Source organism: Bradyrhizobium sp. UFLA05-89 (genome assembly GCF_059803475.1).
In genome coordinates, this window is sequence record NZ_JBANBA010000020.1 from 57814 (window position 1) to 82330 (window position 24517).

At 64.2% G+C, this 24517-nt stretch carries 24 protein-coding genes; 11 read left to right on the forward strand and 13 right to left on the reverse strand.

The annotated features are described in order from the left end of the window. The first annotated feature begins 22 nt into the window (after nt 1-22). Nucleotides 23-985, forward strand: coding sequence for a D-2-hydroxyacid dehydrogenase family protein (locus tag SO139_RS13520; RefSeq protein ID WP_449381877.1), 963 nt, complete (start codon nt 23-25; stop codon nt 983-985). A gap of 56 nt (nt 986-1041) precedes the next feature. On the opposite strand, the gene SO139_RS13525 is transcribed toward SO139_RS13520, so the two are convergent. Next, on the reverse strand, nt 1042-2277 hold the full coding sequence (locus SO139_RS13525; RefSeq protein WP_449381873.1) for a L,D-transpeptidase: 1236 nt from the start codon (nt 2275-2277) through the stop codon (nt 1042-1044). A gap of 359 nt (nt 2278-2636) precedes the next feature. On the opposite strand from SO139_RS13525, the gene SO139_RS13530 reads away from it, so the two are divergent. Beyond that, entirely contained in the window at nt 2637-3386 is a 750-nt protein-coding gene (locus SO139_RS13530; protein ID WP_449381874.1) for a hypothetical protein, read from the forward strand. Nucleotides 3387-3393: 7 nt separating this feature from the next. Here the strand turns inward: SO139_RS13530 and sseA are convergent, their stop codons facing one another. From sseA to SO139_RS13545, 3 genes are all read right to left on the reverse strand, one after another. Next, the gene (gene sseA / locus SO139_RS13535; protein ID WP_498540166.1) at nt 3394-4251 is read right to left on the reverse strand and encodes a 3-mercaptopyruvate sulfurtransferase; all 858 of its coding nucleotides are present in this window, start codon (nt 4249-4251) and stop codon (nt 3394-3396) included. 205 nt (nt 4252-4456) lie between these two features. After that, complete coding sequence (locus SO139_RS13540; RefSeq protein WP_474801283.1) at nt 4457-4867, reverse strand: rhodanese-like domain-containing protein; 411 nt, start codon at nt 4865-4867, stop codon at nt 4457-4459. A gap of 67 nt (nt 4868-4934) precedes the next feature. Further along, on the reverse strand, nt 4935-6110 hold the full coding sequence (locus SO139_RS13545) for a vWA domain-containing protein (protein ID WP_449384624.1): 1176 nt from the start codon (nt 6108-6110) through the stop codon (nt 4935-4937). Between the two features lie 260 nt (nt 6111-6370). On the opposite strand from SO139_RS13545, the gene SO139_RS13550 reads away from it, so the two are divergent. After that, a complete protein-coding gene (locus SO139_RS13550; protein WP_449384625.1) occupies nt 6371-6616 on the forward strand; it encodes a GlsB/YeaQ/YmgE family stress response membrane protein in 246 nt (81 codons plus the stop codon). A 93-nt stretch (nt 6617-6709) separates the two neighbouring features. Beyond that, nucleotides 6710-7552 carry an AAA family ATPase gene (locus tag SO139_RS13555; RefSeq protein WP_449384626.1) on the forward strand — a complete coding sequence of 281 codons (843 nt, stop codon included), beginning with the start codon at nt 6710-6712 and terminating at the stop codon, nt 7550-7552. A 404-nt stretch (nt 7553-7956) separates the two neighbouring features. Here SO139_RS13555 and SO139_RS13560 read toward each other — a convergent pair whose 3' ends face one another. The 5 genes from SO139_RS13560 to SO139_RS13580 form a co-directional block, all read right to left on the reverse strand. Beyond that, on the reverse strand, nt 7957-9603 hold the full coding sequence (locus tag SO139_RS13560) for a GMC family oxidoreductase (protein WP_474801287.1): 1647 nt from the start codon (nt 9601-9603) through the stop codon (nt 7957-7959). A 16-nt stretch (nt 9604-9619) separates the two neighbouring features. After that, nucleotides 9620-10213 (reverse strand): GNAT family N-acetyltransferase, encoded by a 594-nt coding sequence (locus SO139_RS13565; RefSeq protein WP_449383104.1) that lies wholly within the window; start codon nt 10211-10213, stop codon nt 9620-9622. A 140-nt stretch (nt 10214-10353) separates the two neighbouring features. After that, nucleotides 10354-11280 carry an SMP-30/gluconolactonase/LRE family protein gene (locus SO139_RS13570; protein ID WP_449383105.1) on the reverse strand — a complete coding sequence of 309 codons (927 nt, stop codon included), beginning with the start codon at nt 11278-11280 and terminating at the stop codon, nt 10354-10356. A gap of 238 nt (nt 11281-11518) precedes the next feature. Further along, entirely contained in the window at nt 11519-12352 is an 834-nt protein-coding gene (locus tag SO139_RS13575) for an AraC family transcriptional regulator (RefSeq protein WP_449383106.1), read from the reverse strand. A 212-nt stretch (nt 12353-12564) separates the two neighbouring features. After that, nucleotides 12565-12885, reverse strand: a complete 321-nt coding sequence (locus tag SO139_RS13580; protein ID WP_449383107.1) for a hypothetical protein — start codon at nt 12883-12885, stop codon at nt 12565-12567. 234 nt (nt 12886-13119) lie between these two features. Here SO139_RS13580 and SO139_RS13585 point away from each other — a divergent pair, with 234 nt between their 5' ends. Continuing rightward, a complete protein-coding gene (locus SO139_RS13585) occupies nt 13120-13344 on the forward strand; it encodes a hypothetical protein (RefSeq protein ID WP_449383108.1) in 225 nt (74 codons plus the stop codon). Nucleotides 13345-13591: 247 nt separating this feature from the next. Here SO139_RS13585 and SO139_RS13590 read toward each other — a convergent pair whose 3' ends face one another. Continuing rightward, nucleotides 13592-14248 (reverse strand): glutathione S-transferase family protein, encoded by a 657-nt coding sequence (locus tag SO139_RS13590; RefSeq protein ID WP_449383109.1) that lies wholly within the window; start codon nt 14246-14248, stop codon nt 13592-13594. A 173-nt stretch (nt 14249-14421) separates the two neighbouring features. On the opposite strand from SO139_RS13590, the gene SO139_RS13595 reads away from it, so the two are divergent. The 3 genes from SO139_RS13595 (at nt 14422) to SO139_RS13605 (ending at nt 17931) form a co-directional block, all read left to right on the forward strand. Next, a complete protein-coding gene (locus SO139_RS13595) occupies nt 14422-15645 on the forward strand; it encodes a polyhydroxyalkanoate depolymerase (protein WP_449383110.1) in 1224 nt (407 codons plus the stop codon). A 234-nt stretch (nt 15646-15879) separates the two neighbouring features. Next, nucleotides 15880-17757 (forward strand): ATP-binding protein, encoded by a 1878-nt coding sequence (locus SO139_RS13600; RefSeq protein ID WP_449383111.1) that lies wholly within the window; start codon nt 15880-15882, stop codon nt 17755-17757. 3 nt (nt 17758-17760) lie between these two features. Beyond that, entirely contained in the window at nt 17761-17931 is a 171-nt protein-coding gene (locus SO139_RS13605) for a hypothetical protein (protein WP_449383112.1), read from the forward strand. Between the two features lie 24 nt (nt 17932-17955). Here SO139_RS13605 and SO139_RS13610 read toward each other — a convergent pair whose 3' ends face one another. Further along, nucleotides 17956-19467 carry a helicase HerA domain-containing protein gene (locus SO139_RS13610; protein WP_449383113.1) on the reverse strand — a complete coding sequence of 504 codons (1512 nt, stop codon included), beginning with the start codon at nt 19465-19467 and terminating at the stop codon, nt 17956-17958. 202 nt (nt 19468-19669) lie between these two features. Between SO139_RS13610 and SO139_RS13615 the strand changes: the two genes are divergently transcribed. Beyond that, nucleotides 19670-20347, forward strand: a complete 678-nt coding sequence (locus SO139_RS13615; RefSeq protein ID WP_474801293.1) for a GNAT family N-acetyltransferase — start codon at nt 19670-19672, stop codon at nt 20345-20347. A 44-nt stretch (nt 20348-20391) separates the two neighbouring features. On the opposite strand, the gene SO139_RS13620 is transcribed toward SO139_RS13615, so the two are convergent. After that, nucleotides 20392-21417, reverse strand: coding sequence for an AraC family transcriptional regulator (locus tag SO139_RS13620; RefSeq protein ID WP_498540167.1), 1026 nt, complete (start codon nt 21415-21417; stop codon nt 20392-20394). Nucleotides 21418-21590: 173 nt separating this feature from the next. Between SO139_RS13620 and SO139_RS13625 the strand changes: the two genes are divergently transcribed. Further along, the gene (locus SO139_RS13625) at nt 21591-22040 is read left to right on the forward strand and encodes a cupin domain-containing protein (RefSeq protein ID WP_449383116.1); all 450 of its coding nucleotides are present in this window, start codon (nt 21591-21593) and stop codon (nt 22038-22040) included. A 108-nt stretch (nt 22041-22148) separates the two neighbouring features. Continuing rightward, nucleotides 22149-23645: a flavin-containing monooxygenase gene (locus SO139_RS13630; RefSeq protein ID WP_449383117.1), complete on the forward strand. Its 1497-nt coding sequence runs from the start codon at nt 22149-22151 to the stop codon at nt 23643-23645. Here SO139_RS13630 and SO139_RS13635 read toward each other — a convergent pair. Further along, entirely contained in the window at nt 23624-24352 is a 729-nt protein-coding gene (locus SO139_RS13635; protein WP_449383118.1) for a GntR family transcriptional regulator, read from the reverse strand. The two genes, SO139_RS13630 and SO139_RS13635, sit on opposite strands and share 22 nt — an antisense overlap. Nucleotides 24353-24517: the final 165 nt, after the last annotated feature.

Consider the following 24517-nt stretch of genomic DNA (forward strand, 5'->3'; position numbering starts at 1 on the left):
CATGGATGGACGGTTTTCCCCGATGACGCGGCTACGCTGTGCAATTCTCGACGACTATTTCAACATCGCCCAAGACGTCGCCGACTGGTCAAAGATCTCCGACCGCGTCGACATGACGGTGTTCAATCATCCGTTCGCCTCCGAGCAAGCCGCTGTCGGTGCGCTGGGGGACTTCGAGATCGTCTGCGCGATGCGCGAGCGCACGGCGTTTCCGAGCAGCCTGTTCGAGGCGCTCCCCAGGCTGAAGCTGCTGCTGACCTCCGGCATGCGCAATGCCGCGATCGACATGGAAGCGGCGAAAGCGCGCAACGTCGTGATCTGCGGAACGCAATATTCCCGCGATCCGACCGCCGGGCTTACCATGGGCCTGATCCTGGAATTGACCCGCGGCATCGGCCGCGAGAACGCGCGCATGCATGCGGGCGAACCCTGGCAGAGTTTTGCGGGCATCGAGATCGAGGGCCGGACGCTTGGCGTCGTCGGGCTCGGCAAGCTCGGCAGCAAGGTCGCGGGGATCGCGAAGTCGTTCGGCATGAACGTCATCGCCTGGAGCCCGAATCTGACCGCTGAGAAATGCAAGGAGGTGGGCGTCGGCTACGCCAGCAAGGAGGAGCTGTTTGCGAAGGCGGATATCATCACCATCCACGCGGTGCTGAGCGAGCGCTCGCGCGGGCTGGTCGGCGCCGCCGATCTCGCGCGGATGAAGCCGACCGCCTATCTCGTCAACACCGCGCGGGGACCGATCGTCGACGAGGCAGCGCTGCTCGAGGCGCTGCAGCAGAGGAAGATCGCAGGCGCCGGCATCGACGTGTTCTCGGTCGAGCCGCTGCCGACCGATCATCCGATCCGCAAGCTCGACAATGTCGTGCTGACGCCGCATCTCGGCTACGCCACCGAGGATGGGCTGCGCATCCATTACGGGCAGATGGTCGAGGCGATCGACGCCTGGACCAAGGGCAGCGAGCCGCCGAAGCGGTTGGCCTGAAACGAAAAAGGCGTGCCGATGGCACGCCCTTCGCAATCAAGTGTCTTTCGAAGCTTTTAGCGCACAGTGACGGGCGCCGGCAGCGGCGGCACGACGGTCGGCTGCGTGCCCGGGGCCGGACCGGCCTGGGCAGCCATAGGCGCAGGCGCAGCAGCGCCGGGCGTCGGCGCGGCAGATGCAGTTGCCGTTCCCGGCGACGGGCCACCGGGCATCACGACGACGCGGGTGCCAACCTTGACGCGATCGAACAGGTCGGAGACGTCCTCGTTCAGCATGCCGATGCAGCCCGAGGAGACGAACTTGCCGATCGTCGAGGGCTGGTTGGTGCCGTGGATCCGGTACACCGTCGAGCCGAGATACATCGCGCGCGCGCCGAGCGGATTGCCGGGACCGCCAGCCATGAAGCGCGGCAGATAGGGCTGGCGCTCGATCATTTCCGTCGGCGGATGCCAATCCGGCCACTCCGCCTTGCGGGTGATCTTTTGCACGCCGGTCCAGGTGAAACCGTCACGGCCGACGCGCACCCCGTAGCGGATCGCGCGGCCATTACCGAGGACGTAATAGAGGTAGGTGTTCGGGGTATCGACGATGAGCGTACCGGCCGGCTCCTTGGTCTGGAACGAGACCTCCTGGCGGCGCAGGTTCGCCGGCAACTGCGTGGGCGCTGCGTCAGGCTGCTCCTCGGGCGGAAGCGCCGCAACCGTCATCGGCTGGCCATTCGGACCGGCAGGCTGCTGTTGCTGGACAGCGCCGGTCGCGGCGGGTCCACCGACGCCTTCCGGCGGACGCAGGCCGTCGTTGGCGCCCTGCGGCCCGGCAGGACGGTCGGCATAGATCACCGCTGGCGGGCCGGCGGGGCGGCCATAACGGGGATCATCCGGCGACATCACCGGACCCTGCGGCGCATTGTTGGAATAGACGGGCGCACCGGCCGGCCGGCCGTAGCGCGGGTCATCCGGCGACACCACCGGACCCTGCGGAGCGTTGTTGGAGTAGACCGGCGCACCGGCCGGCCGGCCGTAGCGCGGATCGTCCGGCGACATCACCGGACCGGAGGGGCCGGGCGGAGGCAGCGCGGCTGAGTTCCGCGGCTGCGACGGCATCGCGTCGTCGTCATCCTCGAGCGCGTCGAAATTCGGCACGCGGTCGCCGGGACGATATTCGGACGGATAGCCTTGCTGATAGACCGGGGCCTGCTGGACCGGATAGCCCTGCTGAGCGTGCGCGAGCGAGGCTCCCGCCGCAGCAGTTGTTGCGGCAGCGCAAATCGTCAGAAAATGTTTGATCATCATCGCCCTAGTGTAGTCCCCAGGCCCGACCGGACCGTTAACCGGCACATGGACGAAGATCGCGGCGCATTCAAGACAAAACAGGCCGATCCGGGCCTGATTTGGTGATTTGTGATCGGCGGCGCGACCGTTGCGCCGGTGCATCACGGAGCGGAAATCGCGCGGGGCCGTAGGTCGCCGGACTCTCCGCTCCCGATTTTTACGGAACGGCCCGGGACCGTTCGGGTATTCTCGAATCAGCCTGATTCGCCCTCCGCTTTGACCAGTTTCCCGCGCGGCGAAGGCGGCAGTCAGTACCGTCACCGCGTTCAGATGGCTCAAGGGCCTCGGCATCAACCTGCCAAGGCGGAAATTGCCCTTCGATGCTTCCCGGCTTCCGCTTCCTGCTTGCGGCGATCCTGTTGTCAACCTCCATCCTGGTATTCGGCTTAGGTGCCGCCGCGCTGCTCCGGGCGACGCATGAACAGTTCGTCAGCAATCCGTCCTGGCGAAACGGCCCGCAGGAGCAGGTGTTCGCGCAGGCAAACGAACCGACGCAGCCGGTGCTCGCAGCGCTCCGCGCCGAGCCGCTGCCGCCCTCGACCTCGGTCCGCGACTACGTCCCGACCGTCGGCCTTCCCGAAAGCGGACCCGAGCAGGTGGCCGCACCGACATCGGAGGTGAGCAGCGGGCCGGTTGCGTCGGCCGCCGGCGAACCGGCCGCGACTGAAGCTCCCTCTCCACCGGCCGAGACGCCGGCGCCGCAATCCGCATCGGCCGAAACCACACCCTCGACCAGCACGACCATGCCCGCCACCGGCGAGCCGGTGCCGACGCCGGTCAACTCACCCGAACCGCAACAGGCTGATGCCGCCAGCACCATCGCGCCATCAGAGGCAATTACAGAGGTCGCAGCGCTCGCTGCAGCCGCTCCGCAGGCCCCGCCGGCGAAAGCCAAGGCGGAGAGCGATGCGTCCGACAAGCAGGCCGCCAAGCAGCGCGCCAAGAAGCAGCACCGGACCGTGCGGCGGCCGCCACCGCCGCCAGTGCAGCAGACATTCAATCCCTTCGCCATGCAGCCGCTGCAACAATATCGGCAGCCGGCCTACGCGGCGACCACCCGCGTCCGCTAAGCGAGCCTCACGCCGGCCCGGTCGCAATCGTCGGGCCGCCTTCCTGGCCCCACTCCGACCAAGAGCCATCATAGAGCGCGGTGTCGGTGATCCCGAGGCGGTACAGCGCGAGCGTCAGCACGCCGGCAGAGACGCCGGAGCCGCAGCTCGTCACGATCGGTGCGTCGAGCTTGACGCCCGCGCCGGTGAAGGTCTGCTTGAGATCGGCGGGCGGCTTCATTTCGCCGGTCGCGGCATCGAACAATTGGGCATAGGGCACGTTGCGGGCGCCCGGGATGTGGCCGGAGCGGATGCCCGGCCGCGGCTCCGCAACGCGGCCCTCGAAGCGCTCCGCGGGACGCGCATCGATCACCTGCTCGGCACGGCTTTCGACGTTCGCGATCAACTGCTGCATGCTGCGCACACGCTTCGGATCGTAGCTCGCCTTGAAAGCCTGGGCCTTCGGCTTCCCCTCGCCGCTCTCGACCGGACGCCCCTCGGCGCGCCACTTCTTCAGGCCGCCATTGAGAATGCGCACGTTGCCGTGGCCGTAGGACAAAAACATCCACCACGCGCGCGGCGCGGCGACCCAGCCGCCGGCATCGTAGATCACGACGGTATCGGCATTGCTGATGCCGAGACGACCGACGTCGCGGCCGAACTGCTCGGCGCTCGGAGACATGTGCGGCAACGGATTGGAATGGTCGGACACAGCGTCGACATCGAAGAACACCGCGCCCGGCAGGTGCGCGGCGAGATAGTCGTCCTTCGGCAGCGGCAGCACGCCCGGCAGCTTGAAGGTGGCGTCGAGCACCTTCACGTTGGCGTCGCCGATGTGGGCGGCGAGCCATTCAGTAGAGACGAGGGGGTCGGTCGGGGTGGTCATTGCTTGCATTTCCTTTTCGTTATTCCCGAGCGCGCGTGAGCGAGGTTGAAGCAGTGCGCGTCAAACTCCGCCGTCATCGCCCGGCCTTGTCCGCGCGATCCAGTATTCCAGAGGCGGCTGTGATCGAGCGGAGAGGCCGCGGCGTACCAGATTCGCCGCTTTCGCGGGAATGACGCCGGAGATTGGAGTGACAGCGAAGCACCCCTCACCCCTTCTTCGGCTCCCATTTTTCCACCGGGCCACCGGCGTCGCGCCAGGCGGCATAGCCGCCGGCGATGTGGGCGACTGGTTTGAGGCCCATGTCCTGCGCGGTCTTGGCGGCGAGCGCGGAACGCAGGCCGCCGGCGCAATGGAAGACGAACTTCTTGTCCTCCTGGAAGATCGGCTTCGCATAGGGGCTCTGCGGATCGATCCAGAATTCGAGCATGCCGCGGGTGCAGGCAAACGCGCCGGGAATACGGCCGTCGCGCTCGATCTCGCGGGGGTCGCGGATGTCGACGATGACGACGTCGCCATTCTTGGAGATCTCGATGGCGTCTTTTGCCGACAGCGTCTCGATTTCGGCATTGGCCTCGTCGATCAGCGCCTTGATGCCGCGGGTAATGTTTTGGGGCATGTGCTTCTCCCTCTTGTTGTCATTCCGGGGCGCGCGAAGCGCGAGCCCGGAATGACGGCGGCGCACATCAGTGCGTCAACTCCTTCATCGCGCCCTCGAGCCCCTCGATGGTGATCGGGAACATGCGGTTGGCGAAGATGCGGCGGATGATGGTGGTCGATTCCGAATAGTCCCAGTGCTTCTGCTGCACCGGATTGAGCCACACCGCATGCGGATAGGTGCGGATGATGCGCTCGAGCCAGACCGAGCCCGGCTCCTCGTTGACATGCTCGACCGAGCCGCCAGGCACCATGATCTCGTAAGGCGACATCGAGGCGTCGCCGACGAACACGACCTTGTAGTCGTGCGGATATTTGTGCAGCACGTCCCAGGTGGGCGTGCGGTCGGTGAAGCGCCGCTTGTTCTGCTTCCACACGCCCTCATAGAGGCAGTTGTGGAAGTAGAAATACTCCATGTGCTTGAACTCGCTCTTCGCCGCCGAGAACAGCTCCTCGACCTGCTCGATATGCGAATCCATCGAGCCGCCGATGTCGAAGAACACCAGGAGCTTGACCGCGTTGCGCCGCTCGGGGCGCATGACGACGTCGAGATAGCCGTGATTGGCGGTTTGCTTGATCGTGTTGTCGAGATCGAGTTCGTCCGGCGCGCCGGTACGGGCGAATTTGCGCAAGCGGCGCAGCGCAACCTTGATGTTGCGGATGCCGAGCTCGACATTGCCGTCGAGATCCCTGAACTCGCGCTTGTCCCACACCTTTACGGCGCGGTTGTTGCGGTTCTTCTCCTGCCCGATGCGCACGCCTTCCGGGTTGTAGCCATAGGCGCCGAATGGCGAGGTGCCGGCGGTGCCGATCCACTTGCTGCCGCCCTGATGCCGGCCCTTCTGTTCCTCGAGCCGCTTCCTCAGGGTCTCCATGAGCTTGTCCCAGCCCATGGCCTCGATCTGCTTCTTCTCTTCCTCGGTGAGGTATTTCTCGGCGAGCTTCTTCAGCCACTCCTCGGGGATCTCCGCCTTGTCCATGGCGTCGAGCAGGCTCTCCAGCCCCTTGAAGACAGTGCCGAAGACGCGGTCGAACTTGTCGAGGTTGCGCTCGTCCTTCACCAGCGAGGCGCGCGACAGATAGTAGAAATTCTCAACCGTGTAGTCCGCGAGGTCGGCGTCGAGCGCCTCCATCAGCGTGAGGTATTCGCGCAGTGTCACAGGGACCTGCGCATCGCGCAACGAGGTGAAGAATTGCAGGAACATGGGTGACAGATTGCCCGTCGGATGGCTCCCGTCAAGGGGCGCCGACCTCTCCCACAGGAAGAGGTCGGCGCACAGCGCCGGGTGAGGGGTTTCGCTCCCTCGTGCGACTTGAGCCCCCTCCCCCGATTTGCTGCGCAAATCCACCTCTCCACGTCGGGGAGAATGAACCGAGTTCGAGCGCGCAATGATTCAACATGGACCGGGGGGCTTTTTGCTCTAGAATTGCTGCACTTGAGGCTTGGTTTTTGGGGATCTTTGCCATGGGAATTATCGCAGCGCTGATCATCGGCGCGATCGCCGGCTGGCTCGCGGGGAAAATTGTTCACGGGGCGGGATTTGGGCTGATCGGCAATATCGTGGTCGGCATCATCGGAGCGCTGGTCGCGGGCTGGATCCTGCCGCAGCTCGGCATCGGGCTCGCCACCGGCACATTCGGCTCGATCCTGGACGCCACCATCGGCGCGGTGATTGTGCTGGTCATCCTTTCGCTGATAAAACGGGCCTGAAAAGCTTGACCTAACCCGGAACGGCCGCTCGAAGCGGCCGTTCCCATGTTGTGGCGGAGGTGCACCTCGCCCGATGACCGACAAGGACGCGCGATGAAGTTTACCGGCACCAAGGACTATGTTGCGACCGACGATCTCAAGGTCGCCGTCAACGCCTCGATCGTGCTGGAGCGCCCGCTGCTGGTGAAGGGCGAGCCTGGCACCGGCAAGACGGTGCTGGCCGAGGAAGTCGCCAAAGCGCTGAACGCGCCGCTTCTGACCTGGCACATCAAGTCCACCACCAAGGCGCAGCAGGGCCTCTACGAATACGACGCGGTGTCGCGCCTGCGTGACAGCCAGCTCGGCGACGCCCGCGTTTCCGACATCAAGAACTACATCAGGCGCGGCAAGCTGTGGGACGCCTTCACCGCCGAGCAGCGCCCGGTGCTGCTGATCGACGAGATCGACAAGGCCGACATCGAGTTTCCGAACGACCTGCTGCTCGAGCTCGACCGCATGGAATTCCATGTCTACGAGACCGGCGAGACGATCAAGGCGAAGCAGCGCCCGATCATGATGATCACCTCCAACAACGAGAAGGAGCTGCCGGACGCGTTCCTGCGCCGCTGCTTCTTCCACTACATCAAGTTCCCCGACGCCGAGACAATGGGCCGAATCGTCGACGTCCACTTCCCCGGCATCAAGAAGCGCCTGGTGGAAGAGGCCCTGCGCATCTTCTTCGAGGTGCGCGAGGTGCCCGGCCTGAAGAAGAAGCCATCGACCTCCGAGCTGCTCGACTGGCTGAAACTGCTGCTCAACGAAGAGATGACGCCCGAGCAACTGCGCGAGCGCGACCCGCGCAAACTGATCCCGCCGCTGCACGGCGCGCTGCTCAAGAACGAGCAGGACGTGCATCTGTTCGAGCGGCTGGCGTTTCTGAGCCGGCGGGAGGTCTGAGGCGCAAGCTCGCAATAAAAGCTTTGTTGTAGCCTCAAACGCCGCTGTCATTCCCCGCGAAAGCGGGGAATCCAGTACGCCGCGGCCTCTCCGTATCCCACCGCCGCCTCTCGAATACTGGATCGCCCGCTTTCGCGGGCGATGACACCGAGATTGTGGAGCGCGCGTGCCCCAAGCTCGTCATTGCGAGCGCAGCGAAGCAATCCAGACTATCTCCGCGGCACGACTCCAGCTCAATGCCTAACGTCGAGACCCACTCGATGGTCGACAGCGCGGTACCATCTGCGAGCTTGCTGAAGAAACCGTGGGGTGGTTAGCGTCAGCGTAACCCACCACTTCTCTCACCAAGCGGGAAGCAAAGAGGTGGGTTTCGCTTCGCTAACCCACCCGACGAAGTGGCGCCCTCACGCGACTGCGCTTTCCGGCACGTTCGCCGCTTCCATCGGCGTCTTGCCCCGGATCAGATCGGACGCGCGGTCGGCGATCATCATCGTGGAGGCGTTCAGATTCGCCGAGATCATCCTTGGCATCACCGAGGCGTCGACGACGCGCAGGCCCTGGAGGCCGTGGACGCGGAGCTGGTCGTCGACCACGGCCCAGGTCGACTCCGCCGGGCCCATGCGGCAGCTGCAGCCGGGGTGGAAGGTGGTGGTGCCGCGCTCGGTGGCTGCGGCGAGGAATTCGTCATCCGTGTTGATGTTCGGCCCAGGGAAATCCTCGTAGGCGTAGTAGGGCGACAGCGGCCCCGACTTCAAAAGCCTGCGCGCGAGCTTCATGCCGCCGACGATGACGCGGCGGTCGAGTTCGGCGTCGAGATAATTGGTCTGGATGATCGGCGGCGCAAAGGGATCATTGGAGCGGATGCGCACATAGCCGCGGCTTTCGGGCCGCTGTTGCCAGGAGGCGACCGTCATGCCGGGCTCGTCCTCGAGCTGGCCCTGCACGCCCTCTTTGTAGCTCGCCGGCGTGAAGGTGAGCTGGAGGTCCGAGCGATCCGGGCTCTCACCCGAATACCAGAAGCAATAGACCATGGTCGGCGACAGCGACAGCAAGCCGCGCCGCGCCGTCGCCCATTTCAGCGCTTCGACCCAGAGATGCCAGCCGCGGCGAAGCTCGTTGATGGTCTTGATGTCCTTGACCCGCGCCACCGTGCGCGGCGCGTAATGGTCCTGCAAGCCTTCGCCAACCGGGAGCGCGTGGCGTACCGCGATGCCGTGCGATTGCAAGAGATCGGGCGAGCCGATGCCGGAGAGCTGAAGCAGTTGTGGCGAATTATATGCGCCGCCGGCAAGGATCACTTCCTTATTGGCGCGCACTTCGATCTGCGTGCCGCCGCGGCCGCCCTTCATGTAGCGCACGCCAACCGCGCGCTTGCCCTCGAAGACGATCTCGGTCGCGTGCGCATGGGTGTGCACATGCATGTTCGGCCGCTTCATCGCAGGCCTTAGGAACGCGGTTGCGCCGGAGACGCGCAGGCCGTTTTCGATGGTGCGCTGGCAGTAGGACACGCCTTCCTGCGTCCTGCCGTTGTAGTCGGGGTTGCGGGGAATGCCGAGCGACACCGCGCCTTCCATGAAGGCCTCGCAGAGCGGATCGCGCCACTCCATGGTGGTGACGGTGAGGCTGCCGTCGCGGCCGCGATAGAGCGACTCCCCTTCGCCGACACGCTTCTCCAGCCGCTTGAAGTAAGGCAGCACGTCGGCATAGCTCCAGCCGCGATTGCCCATCTGCGCCCAGGTGTCGAAGTCGAGATTCTGGCCGCGATTGTAGATGTGGCCGTTGATTGAGGACGAGCCGCCGAGCGTCTTACCGCGCGGCGCATAGATGCTGCGGCCGCCGGTCCAGGGCCCCGGCTCCTGCTGGTAGGCCCAGTTGATGCTCTTCATATGGAAGGTCTTGATGAAGCCTGCCGGAAGATGGATGTAGGGATGCCAGTCGCTCGGGCCCGCCTCGAGCACGCACACAGTGGTGTTCGGATCCTCGCTCAGGCGGTTGGTGAGCACGCAACCGGCCGAGCCGGCGCCGACGATCACATAGTCGAATCTGTCCATCTTGCCTCGAACCGCCTCAGCGCGGCTTGTCGTTGAGTTGATATGTCAAATGCGACTTCACCGTCGGCCATTCGGCGGCGGTGATGCTGTAGACCACGGTGTCGCGCAGCGTGCCGTTCGGCGCCACCTGGTGACTGCGCAATATCCCGTCCTGCTTGGCCCCTAAGCGCTCGATCGCGCGCCGGCTCTGGTGATTGAAGAAATGCGTGCGGAACTCGACCGCGATGCAGTTGAGCTGCTCGAAGGCATGGGTGAGCAGCAGCAGCTTGCACTGCGTGTTGAGGGGCCCGCGCTGCGCGCTCTTGGCGTACCAGGTCGAGCCGATCTCAACGCGGCGGTTGGCGGCATCGATGTTCATGTAGGTGGTTTGGCCGACGATCTTGCCCTCGGCGTCGAACACCGTGAAGGGCAGCATGGAGCCTGCGGCCTGCAAGCCCAGGCGGCGGTGGATCTCCTTGGCCATATTCTCGGGCGCGGGGATCGCGGTGTACCAGAGCTTCTGGAGCTCGCCGTCCTTCACGGCCTCCGCGAGCGCGTCGCAATGCTGCTGCGACAGCGGCTCGAGCCGCGCATGCTCGCCGCGAAGGGTGACGGGATCAGGCCAAGGCATTCTGTCGTTCCTCATGATAGTCATTCCGGGGCGGCTCGAAGAGCCGAACTGTGGTGCGCACTTGCGCACCTGAGAATCTCGAGATCCCGGGTTCTATGCTCCGCATAGCCCCGGGATGACAATCGCGTTTTACGCGATTGTCACTTATTCAAAAAATTCAACGGCAAACCGCTGCGCGGCCAGTCCATGGCGATCAGCTCACCCTTGCCGGACAGCGTGATATAGGCGGTCTTGAGCTCAGGGCCGCCAAAGGCGATGTTGGTGGTGACGCGGTCGCCGGTCGGGACCTGCTCGACCAGCTTGCCGTCCGGCGCGATCACCGAGATGCAGCCCGAGACGAGGGTCGCGACGCAGACATTGCCGTTGGCCTCGACCGCAAGCGAATCGAACATCTGGTAGCCGCCGAGCCCCGCAATCGGCTTGCCGCGCTCGCCGCGATAGATCACTTCGCGCGGCTTCAGCGTGCCGGGCGCAGAGAGCTCATAAGCCCACAGCCGCGCGGTCGGCGTCTCCGCGATGTAGACGGTGTTTTCGTCTGGCGACAGGCCGATGCCGTTCGCCGGCAGCACACCGTGCACGACCTCGACGATCTCGCTCATCCCGGGCTTGAGATAGTACATTCCGCCGACATCCATATCGCGCGCACGACGCTTTCCGAGGTCGGAGAACCACAGGCCGCCATGCCGGTCGAAGACGAGATCGTTGGGACCGCGCAAATCATGCTCGCCGCATTTGGTCACGACGGTCTCGACCTTGCCCGATTGCAGATCCACACGCTGGATCGAACCGCCCAGATAATCGTCGGGCTGTGCCCCCGGCATGATCATCTTGCCGGCCGGGATCCAGGAGAAGCCGCCATTGTTGCAGATGTAGATCTTGCCGTCGGGACCGAGCGCCGCGCCGTTCGGCCCACCCGGGACTTTCGCGACGATCTCTTTCCGTCCGTCGGGATAAACGCGCGTCAAGCGTTGGCCACGGATCTCCACCAGCACGACCGAGCCGTCCGGCATCACCACCGGCCCTTCCGGAAATTCGAGATCGGTGGCGAGGACGCGAACGTCGGACATTTTGGCCTCCCGGCGGCTTGTTATGGCTTGCGCGGGAGACGTCGGCCCCGCACGCAAGATTTGCACGCGGTTATGGCAAAGTCGCTCCCGCTTGCCAAGCAAGCGGCCGGGTATGCCAGCGTTGCGCGCTAAAGCGCGATAAGATCGGTCATCGCACCTTAGATTGTTGTTTGAGCATGATCTTCTTCGGAAAACCGCTGCGCACTTTGCGCTAGCGGCCCTTCGGGCCCGGATCATGCTACTCCTTCACCGGCACCCAGATCTCGAAGCCGCCATGGCCGGTCTTGGGATCGAACTTTTCGTCATAGCGCTCGAAGTTCGGCGCGTCAGCGGCCTTCAGGCTTGATGCCGGCAGCCACTGATTCCAGATCGTATTGACGGTACGGCGGATCGAGGCGACGTGCTCGGCGTGGGTGAACACCGCATAGCGCTGCTCGGGGATGCGAATGCGACCGAAGCGCCGCGGCAGGTCGGAGAAATCGGAGACCTCCACGCCGGCGATGTAGTCGAAATTGCCGGCATCATCGCCGTTGTAGCAGACGCCATACGCGACGTTTCCGATGCGCGCGGGAATATCCGCAACCTCCTGGTGGAAGCGGTGCCAGAGGCCCGGAATGGCGGCTCCGTTGTCGCAGGAGATGCGCTCGGCGATGCCTGCGACGAGGAACGCTTTTGCGGTTTCGAAACGGGGTGGTGCAAGATTGTCGAGCATGGTGGAATCCATGAGGATCGGCTCCTGAAGCTTGAGGTGTTTGACGCACGTCGCCGCTCTGACCGCTTCGGGCGTCACGCCGAAATGATCGCGGAACGCGCGTGTGAATGCTTCGTGGGATCCGTAGTCCGCATCCAGCGCCAGCAACAAGATGTCCGGCGCACCACGCGCCAGGTCGCGCGCGGCCTCGGTGAGCCGCCGCGCCCGCACGTAGCGCATCACCGGAAGGCCGGTCGCTGCCGCAAACGCGCGCACCATATGGAAGCGCGACACGCCGCCGATCTCGGCGATCTCGTCGAGCGTGAGCGGCTCGGCAAGATGGCTTTCGATGTACCAGAGTGCGCGCTGGGCTGGGTTCATGAACTAGAGGTCCTCATTCGAAGCGTGGCGATGGTGCACGAATGGCAGACGCCACGCTTGATCAGGATTGCTATCGCCCACATGCGGTTTCGTAAGGTGGGCAAAGCGACTTGCCCGCCGTAGCTCGAAGAGCGAAGGCGGAAGCGTGCCCACCACTTTCGTCGCAATCGTGGAAGGATGGTGGGCACGGCGCAGGCGCGCCTTTGCCCACCCTACTTTTCTTTCGCGGGCGTAGCATCTTTCACGGCCTGCGCGTCCTGCTTCTTCTTCAGATCTTCCGCCATCTTCGTCTGCGCGGCCTGAAGATCGCCGAGCGCCTTCTGCAAACCCGCCACCGTCGCTTTCAACGCGTCGATCTGGCGATTGGCGGCGTCGATCTTTTGCTGATGATCGAGGGTGAGCTTGGTTATCGTCTTCTGGAGAAAGTCGACATTGCTTTGCAGGCAGCTCGTCCGCCGCTCCCACGTCTTCTCGACCGTGCAGATCTCGATGCCGGGAACATCCTGCGCGTGGATGTGTTCCGTTGACATCATCACAAGCAGCAAAATCACGACACATAGCGAAACATTCCGGCCCGGCATGCAGGTTCCTCACGAGAACATCGATCACGGCAAATTGCGCAGACGGTACGCAGGCACGCAACGATACCATACTGGCACCGCATTCTCGCGTTGAGCTTGGGCGGTTCCTCGATATGGAGGAATAACGACGGACGCGAAGAGTGGGGCGGATCTGTTCGCGTTCTTTTTGAGGGGAGATTATTTAGAATGGCAACGCGCGAAAGACGTCTGGCCGAATTCAATGGCGAGGGAGAACCACCGTCGGGGATGCCGGTCGAAGTGCTTTGCGAAGATCATAGTGGAACCTACCAGCTGCCCTTCGCCTGCCGCTACGTCGGCGGGCGCTGGCAAAACCACGAAGCGGGCATCGCCGTCGAGGCGACCGTGATCGGTTGGCGCCTGCCGCGAGTGAAACAGACGGGTGCCGTGTAGGAAGCAGGCTGACTGACTGTCTCGAAATGCGACGGAGCCTGGCCGGATTTTAAGGTTCGGAACGCTGACCGAACGAATCGCGTCCGAATCAGCCGCCGGGCTCCGTTGTCGACCTGTTCACCCCTAGATGTCGATGCTGCGCCGCATCGACGTACCAGATCAAGGAAAGCCGCGCGCGGGCAAAGCCCCGCGGCCGGCGGCAAAGGTTAATCGCGCCGCACAAACGGGCAGCCCCCCGAAAGACCGCCTAATATTCGACCTCGAGCTCCTCGATCTCCGCCGGCTCCGCCTTGGCGGCCGCAATCCATTCCTGCATCTCGTCCATGCCCATGATGATGTCGGCATAGGCCTTGAGGCGCGGCTCGAGCTTGACGTCATAGGTTACAAAGCGCGTCACGACGGGCGCGTACATCGCATCCGCCATGGTGCGCTTCTCGCCGAACAGGAACGGACCGCCGGACTTCTCCAGGCAGTCGCGCCAGATCGCCCAGACGCGGTCGATGTCGGCCTGCGCCCGGGACCAGATCTTGAAGCCGGGGAAATGGCCCTTGAGGTTCACGGGCAGCGAGGCGCGCAGTGTGGTGAAGCCGGAATGAATTTCACCGCAGATCGAGCGGCAATGGGCGCGCTGGATGCGGTCGGCCGGCAACAGCCCGGCGTCCGGCATGACCTCGTTGAGATACTCCCCGATCGCCAGCGTGTCCCAGATGGTGGCGCCCTCGTGCCGCAGGCAGGGCACAAGGATCGAGGAGGACAAGAGCAGGATCTCGGCGCGCGCGGATGGGTCGTCCGGCGCTGTGACGATCTCCTCGAAATCGAGCTTTGAGAATTTCGTCAAAAGCCAGCCACGCAGCGACCAGGACGAGTAGTTCTTGCTGCTGATGGTCAGTGTCGCCTTCGCCATATGGCCTTCCCTCGCGCCTGAATTCCTGACGCCGCCATCCCGTTCTGCGCGGTGCCCACAGTTTGTGCTTCCCCGTATTTCACAGCAAGCGACATGCCAGTTTTCAGAGCTAATTGACTCGAATCTGGCGTCGATATTGCATGATGGCTTGGGGTCAGGGTGGGCGTTTCAGTATGATGTCGATGTATTATCAGGCCTTTCAGAACCACATGGATCTGATGGAGCCATGGCGGGCCGGGGCTTCGTCTGCCCTGAAATATCTCAACCTGGTGCCGCAGGGGATGTCGGGTGCCGTGGTCGGCCGCCTGTCGGCCGCGCTGGAGCTGATCTCGCGCTCCACCATCACCTACGACCGCCCGGCCTATAGCATCGACAGCGTGCTGGTGGGAAATCGCGAGGTCGGCATCCGGGAGGAGATCGCCTACGCCACGCCCTTCGGCTCGCTGCTGCATTTCAAAAAGGACGATGGCCCCGAGCAGCCGCGCATGCTGCTGGTGGCGCCGATGTCCGGCCATTTCTCAACTCTCCTGCGCGGCACGGTGAAGACGCTGCTCCAGGACCACGACGTCTACATCACTGACTGGCACAATCCGCGCGACATCCCGCGCAGCGAGGGCCGCTTTGGCCTCGACGACTACACCGAGCACCTCATCGACTTCCTCGCTCAGCTCGGCCCGCGTCCGCACATGGTCGCGATCTGCCAGCCCTCGGTTTCCGCCCTCGCGGCCGCAGCGATCATGTGCGAGGACAATCATCCGTCGCGGCCAGCGACGCTGACGCTGATGGCCGGCCCGATCGACACGCGCGTGCAGCCGACCAAGGTCAACGAGTTCGCCAAGAGCAAGCCGATCACCTGGTTCGAGCGCAATCTGATCAACTACGTGCCGGTGCAGTGCCGCGGCGCGTTTCGCAAAGTCTATCCGGGCTTCGTGCAGCTCACGGCCTTCGTCTCGATGAATCTCGAGCGCCACATCAAGCAGCATCTCGACCTCGCCAATCACATCGCCAAGGGCGAGAGGGAAAAGGCGGCGACCATCAAGACCTTCTACGATGAATATTTCGCGGTGATGGATCTGCCCGCAGAGTTCTACATCGAGACCGTGCGCGACGTCTTCCAGGAGCATCTTTTGCCGCTCGGCAAGATGACGTATCGCGGGCGGGCGGTAAACCCGAAGGCGGTCGGCCGCATGGGCCTGATGACGGTCGAGGGCGAAAAGGACGACATCTGCTCGATCGGCCAGACGCTCGCAGCGCAGGATCTCTGCACCGGCGTGCGCGCCTACCGCCGCGTGCATCACATGCAGGCCGGCGTCGGCCACTACGGTGTGTTCTCGGGCAAGCGCTGGAATAGCGAGATCTATCCGCTGCTGCGCGATTTCGTGCACGTCAACTCCTGAACCGGCTGCGCTCCTTTCCGACCCGGACGGCGTGAAACGCAGTCCGGACGGTGCGTCGACCGTGCTGCCCCCCGGATTACGTAGCGGTGCATCTGCGCTACAATCCCGACGGGAATGTTCCTTTCTGGGGAAAGTCCACCGCTTGGAGTCTGTCGCTCAGTTCGCTCCGCGAGCACGTCAGGAGAACGGCCGGCGTCCGTCCGCTTTTGCGGCGGAAGTCTTGGGTATGAAAGCATGAGACTCAGAGGGCTTCTGACACTCGCGATGGCTGCGCAGGCCGCCGTGACCGCCGCGACCTTGCTTGTGTCCGACGTCGTGACAGGCGGCGCCGCCAATCCGGCGCGGTTCGGCATGGCGCAACTGCTCGCTCTGCTGGCAAGCGGTCTTGTTGTCCCGCTGCTCGCGCTCGGCTGCGCGCGCGTGATCGAGCGATCGCAGATCAAGCGCACCGCGGCGCTGGATGCGGATCAGGCGAAGACACGGCGGGCGCTTGCGGACAGCGCGCGGCAAACGCAGGCCGTGATCCGGACCGCGCTCGACGCCTTCGTGCAGACCGATGAAGACGGTGTCGTCGTCGCCTGGAGCCCTCAGGCCGAGGCGCTGTCCGGATGGACGCGAACCGAGGCGGTCGGCGCCGACGTCGTCGAGCTGGTGGTGCCGGGGCCGCTCCGCGCCGCCTTCCGGCAGCGCATGAAACGGCGCTTGAGCGAATTGTCGGAAACACCGATCGGCATGCGTTTCGAAGCGGTCATGGTCCACAAGGGCGGCGACGAGATCCTGATCGAGGCGTCGAGCACGGGCTTGCGTCTTGGCGACCGCACCATCGTCAATACCTTTGCTAGGAACGTCACCCAAAGGCGCATCGCCGAGGAGCAACTCATCCAGGCCCAGAAGATGGAGGCCGTCGGCCAGCTCACCGGCGGCATCGCGCACGAGTTCAACAACATGCTCACCGTCATCACGGGGACGATCGAGATCCTCGCCGACGCCGTGAAGGACAGCCCGCACCTTTCGACCATCACCAAGCTGATCAGCGAGGCTGCCGACCGTGGCGCGGCGCTGACCTCGAGCCTGCTCTCCTTCGCACGGAAGCAGGCGCTGCAACCAACCGAGATCGACGTCAACGACCTGCTCGAAGAGGCCACGCGACTCTTGCGGGCGACGTTCGACAAGCAGATCGAGATCACCATCAGGCTCGATCGCGAGGTCTGGCCTGCGCTGGTCGACCGCGGACAGCTCAGCTCGGCGCTGCTCAACCTCGCGATCAATGCCCGCGACGCGATGCCTGCGGGCGGCAAACTTATGCTGAGAACGCGCAACGTCGTGCTCGGCGTGCGCGAAGCCGTGGCCGTCGGCGTCGGCTATGCCGGCGACTACGTCGAGATCGAGGTCACTGATACCGGCACCGGCATTCCGCAGTCCATCGTCGACCGGATCTTCGATCCGTTCTTCTCGACCAAGGAGGTCGGCAAGGGAACGGGGCTCGGGCTCAGCATGGTGTTCGGCTTCGCCAAGCAGTCCGGCGGCAGCATCAAGGTCGCTTCCGAGGAAGGCCGCGGCACCACGTTCAAAATCTACCTCCCCAAGGCCGACACGCGCGCGCTGCGCCCGGCGGGCGAGGACGCGCGCAAGGTGCCGGGCGGTCACGAGACCATCCTCTGCGTCGAGGACGACCGCGACGTCCGCAACTACGTCACGGTCCAGCTCGAGAACCTGGGCTACAAAGTCGTTGCTGCCGCCAATGCGGCCGAGGCGCTCGCGATCGCAGCCAAAGGCGCGCAATTCGACCTGCTGTTCACCGATATCGTGATGGCCGGCGGCATGAATGGACAGCAGCTCGCCGAACAGATGGTAGCCTCACGGCCGTCCCTGCGCGTTCTCTTCACCTCAGGCTACGCACACGACTCGCTCTCTGCGCAGGGACGTGCGGGTCAAGGCGCGCCGCTTCTGACAAAACCCTACCGCAAGGCAGAGCTAGCGCGCATGCTGCGCCGCTGCCTCGACACGGCCGTGGATTCCGTTGGCGATCCGATCCCCACGCCCTACTCCGTCGAGGCCGAGCGCGATGGTTTCCTGCGCAAGCAGGCATCCGATGACCGCACGCGGGACTGAGACATGGATCGACAGACCAAGGCCACGCTGTGGATCGCCTTCATCGTGATCGCGTCGTATTTCGTGTGGTTCTATCTCGACTGCGCAATGGATGAGGCCTGCCGTTTCGTCTGCGAAGGCAACGGCCGCCGCGGTTGTCACACGCAGTGGACGTCGGATACGGCTAAACCTTAGCGGAGCGCCGTTCCGGTCATGGCATCACAGCGACGCGCTGCTGCAATCCTGCTCGGCCGACAGCTCGTCGGCATTGGGGTCACCCGGTGCGGTCGCCCAGGCGAGCTCGACCAGCGTCACAATTCTCCGCCCGGTGCCATCGAGCTGGCAGACGATGAGGCCCTGCTCCTCGATATAGGTGAGAAGGCGCTGCGCACGGCGCAGCGAGTGGGAGCCATAGGCGCGTGCGATCGCGGCATCGCCCGGGCATGGCCAGCCCTCCTTGGCCGCGCGGGCGATCATCATGAAGACGCCCTGCATGTCCTCCGGCAGGATCGAGGCACGCAACGAAACGTCCTGCCAGGCGTCGTCCTGCGCGATATCGGTCGCGAGGCCGGCGCGGGCGCGCGTCAGCATGCGGCGAAATTCGCTGAGGTCCGGCGCGGCCGAACCGAGACCTTCGATGCGGCAGCGGACCACAAACTCCTGATAGAGCACGCCGATTGCGCGGAAGCCGGCATCGGGCTCGGCCAGGATGGCGCGCAGGATGCGGTCCAGGCGCTCCCGCCGCTCCGCCAGCTCCTCAGCGCTCGGCTGCTGCTCCACCGGTTCAGAGCGGATCTCCGGCGTCGCCGCTTTTGCCGCCATAAGTTGGCCGAGCAGGTCAGGCGCCGGCCGGCGCTGTGGCCTGGTCGCCTCTGGCGGCGGGGCGGCGAGGATGATGGCGCGGACGTCCTCCAATGTCGCTTCCGGCAGCGGCAGGAGCCGCGGGGTCGCGTTGCGCGGTTTCGTCTCGGTCGCACCGATGCGCAGGCCGAGCGGACGGCGGGAGAGCGCAGGGCCGAGCGCCATGAACTGTCCGCGCTCCAGGTCGCGGAACGCATCGGCCTGTCGCCGCTCCATCCCCAACAGATCGGCGGCACGCGCCATGTCGATGTCGAGGAAGGTACGGCCCATGAGGAAATTGGAGGCTTCGGCCGCGACATTCTTGGCGAGCTTTGCCAGCCGCTGGGTTGCGATCACCCCGGCGAGCCCGCGCTTGCGGCCGCGGCACATCAGGTTGGTCATGGCGCCGAGCGAGAGCTTTCGCGCCTCGTCCGACACCTCACCCGCGACCGCCGGCGCGAAGAGCTGCGCCTCATCCACCACCACAAGCATCGGGTACCAGTGATCGCGCTCGGTCTCGAACAACCCGCCGAGGAAGGCGGCCGCACGGCGCATCTGATTCTCCGCGTCCAGCCCCTCGAGATTGAGCACCGTGGAGACACGATGGATGCGCGCGCGCTCGCCCGCGACCTGGAGGCCCCGCTCGGTGTGATCCTCGGCCTCGATCACGAGGTGGCCGAACTGCTCCGCCAGCGTGACGAAGTCGCCTTCGGGATCGAGAATCGCCTGCTGCACCCAGGGCGCGCTCTGCTCCAGGAGCCGGCGCAGGAGATGCGACTTGCCCGAGCCGGAATTTCCCTGCACGAGAAGGCGAGTCGCCAGCAGTTCCTCAAGGTCCAGAGTCGCCGGGGCGCCTGCCGCCGTGTGCCCCATCTCGATCGCAACGGTCATATCTCGACTCAAGCCCTTCCTTCGCGGACGAGGGGCTTATCAAGCTGTTGGCAAGGCGTCGAGCGGCGCATGGACGATCACGCCGTATTCCACATGGCCTTGCGAGCGCGATCAGCGCAGATGTAACGTCTTCACGGCAGAAGATGCGGAATCCCGGTGCTCGGCAAAACGGAAACCGCGACCGCTCTTACAGGTGTACTGAATGGCAATCGAACGAGACTTGGGCAGGCCGATCCATGAATCCCGCTGGCCCCTGCCGATAAAGCAATCCCGTTCCGGTCGCTATGTGGATTTGGAGCCGTTGCTGGAGGAACATTCAACCGACCTCTGGCCTTTCGCTAGCGCCGCGCCGGAGAGCTTCACTTACCTGCGCTACGGTCCCTTTGCCCATATTGATGAACTTCAACGGAGTCTCACCGATCTCTCCAACCGTCCCGACCAACCGTTCTGGGTTGTCATTCCGAAAGGGCAGAAGCCACAGGGCTGGCTTTCGTTATGTGACGTCTACCACGAGGACGGCAGTATCGAGATTGGCAGTATTTGGTTCGCGCCACCCCTCCAGGGAACGCGGGCCGCACGAGAAGCAATCTTCTTGCTGATGTGCCACGCGATGGATGATCTTGGTTATGAGCGCTTGGTTTGGCGTTGTCAGGCACAGAACGCAAAGTCCTTCAAGGCCGCCAACAATTTTGGATTTACCTATGAGGGAACATGGCGACGAGCGGCGGTTGTAGATGGCTGGCAGCGTGACGTGGCATGGTTCTCCATGCTGAAGGACGAGTGGCCTCAACGCAAAGCAGCGTTGGAGCGATGGCTATCCCATGTAAATTTCGACGAAGCCGGTCGTCAGATCAAAACATTGGAAATGCAGGCCGGTTAGGTCCAGGCCAATCACTGACAAGCAGCCTGAGGAATGGCAGAGCGTCAGCTCAACCGCCGCCTCAGCGTTGCCGAGGGCGTCTCGCCGAATTTTTCTCGGTACGCGCCTGCCGTACGGCTCAAATGCGTGAAGCCGAGATCGAAGGCGGCGTCTGTGATCGAGCAGTCCGGTGCGCCCTGCGAGAGGCGCGCGTGGAGCGCGCCAAGTCGCATGTCGAGCAGCATCTCGGAGATCGACAGGCCGAAATGCCGGCGGAAGCCGAGCTGAAGCGCGCGGATGCCGATGCCGGAGGCGCAGGCGAGCTCCGTGAGGTCGAGCGGCTCGGTCGCCTTGGCCGCGAGGCAATCGCGCGCGAGGCGGAGCGCGCGCGGCAGTCGTTCGGCCTGCCCTGAGAAGGTGCGGATCGCATCGGACAGGCCGTGTTGCAGGCCATTGAGGAGCATATCGAGCAGCGTCTCGCGCCAATCGGCGATGGCGATCGCGGACAGGCGGCCGGCTGGCCCCAGGCGCTCGGCCAGCGTCATCAGTTCGTCGAGCCGGGCCCCGAGGCTACGCGCTGCCTCGGCATTGAGATCAATCGCCGGATCGAACTCCACCGTGCCGATAGCACGCCCCGACCGCGCGGCGGCACGCTGCTCGACCAAACGGCGGTCGAGCAACAGGATGAGTTGGGCGCAATTCTCCCACACCATCCGGGTCGGCATCGTCGGCGACAGCAGCGAGCCGGCCGATGCAGGCGAGGTTTCGAGATCGCATGCACCGGCGCGGATCCGCGACGATCCGTGAAGCGGAATCTGCACCAGGAAGAAGCGCTCGAGGCAGCCGGGATCGATCGTGACCGAGCCGCCATAGGCGACGTAGTTGATCGAAAAGCCGTCAAATGCCGCGCAATTGTGCCGGGCGTAGAAGCCGGGCGCCGTTCCCTGAAGCGGCTGCAATTGATGCGGACAGAAGATGCGTCCGATCTGGTCGGCCGCCTCATCGACCTCAGTGGTCGCAACGCGGGCGAAAGCCGTGAGCCTTTCAGCTCCGGACCGGAACGCGCCCATTCCCAGCTCGGCTGCGGACATCGTCGACCACGCTTGGCGTCACGAATTATTTTAAGCCTATAATAGTTCCGCCGTCCCGAAAAGAGCCGGGTCGAAAAAACGTCGTGCTGCACGGCAGCAGATTCGTTTAGCGGATAGACACCTCCTCGCCCCGGGCGGATGCTTCTCCCGCCGGTCTTTTGATGGAGGGAGCCATGACTGCACTCGAAAAAGGCATTACTGCAAGCGGCACGGGTTTTGGCGGCAAGAGCTGGAACATCTTGGGGCAGCTCTATTTCCCCAAGGCCATCTGCGACTCCACGTTCGCGTTCGAGACCAACAGCGAGCCCGGCCAGTTCGTGCCGGTGCACATCCACCCGACCCAGGACGAGTTCATCCTGGTGCAGGAAGGCGTGCTCGACCTCAAGCTCGACGGCCAATGGACGAAAGCGAAAGCCGGCGATCTCGTGCGCATGCCGCGCGGCATCCCGCACGGCTATTTCAACAAGTCCGACAAGCCGGCGCGCGCGATGTTCTGGGTCTCGCCAATGCAGAAGCTCGAAGCGCTGTTCAACATGCTGCACAACCTCACCGATCCCGCCGAGGTCGTGCGCATCTCGGCGCAGCACGAGGTGGACTTCCTGCCGCCCGAGGCCAACGACTAGGCGGCACGCCTCCTCGTCCAATTCACGTCCGTCGCAAGTTCTGCGGCCGCGCTTTGCGGCCGAACGGGACCTGCTGCGTCCAACACGTCACCCTTTGCGAGCAAACCCATGGTCAGCCCCAAGCATGTCTGCGTGATCGGCGCCGGCGTCTCCGGCCTCGCCGCCGCAAAAGCCTTCTCCACCCGCGGTCACAAGGTCACAATCGTCGAGCGCAGCGCCGATCTCGGCGGCGTCTGGGAGCCGGCACGCTCCTATCCGGAGGTGCAGACGCAGAGTCCGAAGGATCTCTATCGCTACACCGACCGCGCCATGCCGGAGGCCTATCCGGAATGGCCGACGGGACAGCAGGTGCACGCCTATCTCAACGACTATGCGAAAAGCTATGGCCTTGAGCGCATGCTGCGCCTCAACACCAAGGTCGAAAACATGCAGCGGCGCGCCGACGGCAAGCCCGGCTGGACGCTGGCACTGTCGGACAAGGCCGGCGCGACGACGAAGGAGGATTTCGATTTCGTTGCGGTCTGCACCGGTCAGTTCAACGAGCCGCGCGAGCTGAGCTGTCCCGGTGAAGAGACTTTCAAGGCGCAGGGCGGGCAGATCCTGCATTCCTCCAAATACAACGACCCTTCGATCGCCAAAGGCCGTCGCGTCGTCGTGCTCGGCGGGTCGAAATCGGCGACCGACATCGCGGTGAACGCGGTAAGAGCCGGCGCGCGCGAGGTCACGATCGTGTTTCGCGAGCCGGTATGGCGCATCCCCTATTTCATCGGCGGGCTCGTCAACTTCAAGCGCATCCTCTACATCCGCGCCCAGGAGCAGATGTTTCCCGGCTGGGGCGCGAGCGCGCTGGCACGCTTCGCGCATCGCGTCACGGCGCCTTTGGTCTGGGCGAACTGGCGCGGGCTGGAGAGCGTGCTCAAGGCGCAGCTCAAGCTGAAGCAATGCAGGATGGTACCGAAGGAGCGGATCGAGGACGGCGTCAACTGCTCGGTGCCGATCGCAACGCCGGGCTTTTACCCGATGGTCGCCGACGGCCGCATCAAAGCCGTGTTCGGCACGTTCGATCACTACGAGGACAGCAGCATCGTGATGAACGGCGGCGAGCGCGTCGAGGCCGACGTCGCCGTACTCGCGATCGGCTACAAGCTCGGCGTGCCGTTCCTTCCCTTGGCCTATCAGTCAAAACTGGTCGACGCCGACGGCCAGTACCGGCTCTATCGCCTGATCGCTAATCCCGATCTGCCGGACATGGGCTTTGTCGGCTTCAACTCGTCGTTCTGCACCGTGCTCTGCGCGGACCTCGCCGCCAACTGGCTGGTGCGCTACGCCGACGGTCAGCTCGCGAACCAGCCGACGGCGCAACAGATGCGCGACAACATCGAGATGATGCTGCACTTCAAGCGCGTCGAGCGCCCGGCGGCCGGCGTCTATGGCGGCCTCTGTGTCGCGCCCTACCACTATCGGCATTTCGACGAGCTGATCGCCGATATCGGCGCGAAGGAGCAGAAGCGAGGGGGCCTCGCGGAGCGCTTCCTGCCGCCGGATGCGGATGCCTATGCGCGGTATCTCGCCTCGGCGCCGGATTACCGCGCGGCGGCGGCGTGAGCGACATCGGATTTTGGCAGCACCGTCTCCAGATCCGAATAGATGACATCCGCCGTACGCTGATAGTGCTGCTGGAGCAGCGCGACAGCCCCATCCGTTTTCCGGTCGAGCACAGCTTGAAGGATCTGTGCGTGCTCGGCGCCGACTTTGCGGACCGGATAGGCCTTTGCGATCGACATCATGCGGTAGCGGTAGAGCCGATCGGCGAGCTGCTCGCAGAAGCCGAGCAGCGGGCGTGAGCCGCACAGCCCGATGAGCGTCGCGTGGAAGGCGCGATGCGCCTTCTCCCAATCCGGATTGTCCTCGAACCTTTCGGGATCAAGCGAGCGCGGCGTGCGATCGAGCCGGTGATGCGTAACCAGCAGTGATTCCTCCCAGGCCTGGGTCGCGTTCTGCATGGACTCGCGAAGTGCGAGGCCCTCGACCCAGCAGCGCGTCTTGGTCAGCTCCTGAAGCTCATCCTTGCTGACCGGCTTCACATAGAAGCCGCGCTGCTCCATGCCGACGACGAACTCTTCCGTGGTCAGGCGGTTGAGCGCCTCGCGGAGCGGGGTCTGCCCGACATTGTAGTGCTCCATCAGGAAGCGCGACTGGAGCTTGCGTCCGGGCGGGAGACGCGTGGTCAGGATGTCGGCCTTGAGGCGGGCATAGATGCTCGTCGCCAGCGTCGCCGGCTCCGTCTTCTGGTTCGACAGGTCAGAGCTCATGAAAGTCCCACTGATTCATCGACATTTTTTGTACAGCAGCTGACCTGAAGCCAATAATTTATAAATTTCAGCTTTACGATCTATTTTGTATATATTATCGCTTCACTAACAACAACAGGTCCAGTGGCGCTCCCGCGGCTGCGTCGGGTGCGCCCTCCGCCTAGA